This is a genomic window from Micromonospora sp. 4G55 (genome assembly GCF_016803375.1).
On the sequence record NZ_JAEVHN010000722.1, the window covers coordinates 1 to 2957 of the forward strand.

Annotated in this window: 3 protein-coding genes and 4 pseudogenes; all 7 read left to right on the forward strand. The window is 75.7% G+C overall.

Annotated elements, in window-relative coordinates; all coding sequences use genetic code 11:
* A pseudogene (locus JNW89_RS33005) lies at window positions 1-98 on the forward strand (secretion system protein); the annotation flags it as partial.
* Between the two features lie 18 nt (window positions 99-116).
* A pseudogene (locus tag JNW89_RS33010) lies at window positions 117-976 on the forward strand (type II secretion system F family protein).
* A gap of 26 nt (window positions 977-1002) precedes the next feature.
* Window positions 1003-1197 carry a hypothetical protein gene (locus JNW89_RS33015; RefSeq protein ID WP_238452026.1) on the forward strand — a complete coding sequence of 65 codons (195 nt, stop codon included), beginning with the start codon at window positions 1003-1005 and terminating at the stop codon, window positions 1195-1197.
* A 106-nt stretch (window positions 1198-1303) separates the two neighbouring features.
* Window positions 1304-1711: a TadE/TadG family type IV pilus assembly protein gene (locus tag JNW89_RS33020; protein ID WP_238452027.1), complete on the forward strand. Its 408-nt coding sequence runs from the start codon at window positions 1304-1306 to the stop codon at window positions 1709-1711.
* Window positions 1696-2185: pseudogene (locus JNW89_RS33025) on the forward strand (TadE/TadG family type IV pilus assembly protein). The gene JNW89_RS33020 and the pseudogene JNW89_RS33025 overlap by 16 nt, the downstream one beginning before the upstream one ends.
* A complete protein-coding gene (locus JNW89_RS33030) occupies window positions 2182-2613 on the forward strand; it encodes a hypothetical protein (protein WP_238452028.1) in 432 nt (143 codons plus the stop codon). Before JNW89_RS33025 ends, JNW89_RS33030 begins: the two are co-directional and overlap by 4 nt.
* A 15-nt stretch (window positions 2614-2628) precedes the next feature.
* Window positions 2629-2957: pseudogene (locus JNW89_RS33035) on the forward strand (peptidoglycan-binding protein); the annotation flags it as partial.

Sequence of the window (2957 nt, forward strand, 5' to 3'; positions counted from 1 at the left end):
TGGCGGTGCTCAGCGCGGCCTTCATCGGGCTGCTGATCTGGGTGCGCTCGATGAGCCAGCCCCCGCCGCCGGCCCGCTTCCTCCCCGCCCCCCGACCCGGAGGAGGCGATCGCGTGATCGTCAACTGGCAGCTCGCGATCGCCGTGCTCGGCGGGGCGACGGTGGGGCTGGGCCTGTTCCTGGCGGTCCGGGAGGCGTTGCCGGCCGCCCCGGCGCTCGGCCCCGCGCTGCGCCGGCTGCCACCAGCCCCCGGGCACCGTCGCCCCGACCCGGGGCCCGGACTGGTTGGGCGGGTTCTCCCGCTGGCTCAGCCCGCCGCACCGGCAGCTCGCGCTGATCGACAAGACCCCCCGAGCAGTACGCCCTGTCGGTGCTGGTCTCCGCCCTGATCGGGCTCGCCACCCCGACCGTGCTGGGGGCGGTGCTCTTCCTCGGCGGGGTCCGCCTGCCGGTGGTCGTACCGGTGCTGGGCAGCCTCGGGATGGCGTTGGTCTGCGGGCTGCTCGCGCACCGCGCGGTGCTGGCGCGGGCGGACGCGGCGCGCGACGAGTTCCGCGCGGCCGTCTGCACCTACCTGGACCTGGTGGCGCTGCAACTGTCGGCGGCGCACGGCCCGGTGCAGTCGCTGGAACGGGCGGCGGCGGTCTGCGACGGCTGGGTCTTCGACCGGATCCGCGAGTCGCTGCGGATCGCGCAGATGCAGATGCACTCGCCCTGGGACGAGCTCCAGGAGCTGGCCGAGCGGATCGGCATCCCGGAGCTCGGCGACGTCGGGGCAATCATGCGCTCCTCCGGCAGCGAGGGCGCGCAGGTCCACGAGACCCTGCGCAGTCGTGCCGACTCGCTGCGGGACCAGATCCGTACCGACAACCTGACCCGCGCCGAGGGGGTGACCAGCCGGCTGGACATCCCCGGTTCGCTGCTGGTCTTCGTCCTGCTCGGTTTCATGCTCTACCCGTTCGTGGCCCGCCTGTAGACCGCCACCCCGACAAGGAGCACGCCATGCAACTGATCGCCCATCTGCACCTCACGCTGGCCGCACGGCTGGCGGAGCTGCGCCGCGAGGGGGACCGGGGCGACAGCCCGGTGCCGACCGCGGTGATCATCTTCGGCCTGGTCGCGGCGGCGCTCGCGGTCACCGCTCTGGTGATGACGCGGGCCACCGACTGGATGGACAGCGTCCCCACCGCGCCGTGACCCCTCCGATGAACTGGCCGGCCGCACCCCGGACCGGCCGGGTGGCCCCGACCGCCCGACCCCGGGGCGCGTCCGGCCGCGCTCGACCGGGGGCGGTCGCCCGGGCGTGCGGGCCGCACGGCGACGGTTCGTCGCCGGGGGTACGGACCGGGGCGCGAACCCGGTCGAGCTGGCCGTCGTCATGCCGGCGGTGCTGGTGCTGCTCTTCGCCTCGGTCCAGGTGGCCGCCTGGTTCGTCGCCCGGTCCACCGCGCTGAACGCCGCGCAGAGCGGGGTGAACGCGCAGCGGGTGCTCCAGGCGCCGGCCGGGGCGGGCGAGGCCCGGGCCACCCGGTTCCTCGGCGCGGCCGGTGACTGGCTCGTCGGCTGGGACAGCCCGGGGCCGACCTGCGTCACCGGGGCCACCGAGGTCACCTGCACGGTCACCGGCCGGTCCCTGTCGGTCATCCCGGGCGTCAGCTTCCGGGTCCGGCAGACCGCGCACGGCACCATCGAACGCTGGACGAACCCGTGAGCGCCGTCGCGGACGGCCGCGCCCGCGGCTCGGTCTCCATCGAGGTGGCCGTGCTCGCCCCGGCGTTCATCGCGCTGATCGTGCTGGCCGGGGTGACCGGGCGCACCGCGATCGCCGACGAGGCGGTGGAGGCGGCCGCGCACGACGCCGCCCCGGGCCGCCTCGATCTCCCGGGACGCCGGCACCGCCCGCGACGCGGCCCGCGACGCCGTCCGCCGCCAGCTCGACTGGCGACGCCTGAACTGCGCCGGCGCGCCCCGGATGACCTTCAGCGGCTCGGTACGTGGCCGGTCGACCAGCTTCGACGCGGCGTACCGCAGCCCCGCCGGGCAGCCGGCGAGCGTGACCGTCTCGGTGACCTGCGTGGTGTCCCACCGCGACCTGCGGCTGCCGGCGCTGCCCGGGATGCCGCTGCGCACCACCGCCTCGGCGACCTTCACCTCCCCGCTGGACCGCTACCGGAGCCGGGGATGAGCGCCCGTCGGGCCGGCCGCGACGAGGGACGGGTGAGCCTGTTCCTGGCCGTCGCGATGACCGGCGTGCTCGCGGTCATCGGCGTCGCGTACGACGGCGCCGGCCAGCTCCGGTCGCTGCAACGCGCCGACGACCTCGCCGCCGAGGCGGCCCGCAGCGGCGGCCAGGCCGTCGACCGGGCCCGCGCGATCGAGGGCGGCCCGAAGGAGATCGACGAGGGCGACGCGCGGGCGGCCGTCCGCGACTACCTCTCGGCGGCGGGCGCGACCGGGCACTCGGTGAGCTTCCCCGTGGTCGACGGCGAGAAGCAGATCCGGGTACGCGTCACCGTCACCTACCGCCGGCACCTGCTCGGCCTCTTCGGCATGGACGACACCGTCACCGTCTCGGGTGAGGCCACCGCGCGGGCCCTCACCGAGGCACCGTAGGAAGGGAAGGCCGCCATGACCGCACCGCGTGGCTCCGCCGTTCGGCGGACCGGCCAGTTGCTCACCGGATTCGGGTCGCTGGTCGTCCTGGTCGCGCTGCTGGTGGGCGCGCCGGTGGCACTGCTCGCCTTCGCCGGCAATCCACTGCCCGACCAGCTACCCACCCTGTCGGAGGTCGGCACGGCGCTGACCAGCCGGGACGACGGTCGGTTGTTCCTGCGGGCGCTGGCCGTGGTCGGCTGGTTCGGCTGGGCGACGTTCGCCTTCTCCGTGCTGGTGGAGCTGGCGGCGCAGGCGACGCGGCGACCGGCGCCCCGGCTGCCCGGAATGAGCCGGCAGCAGCG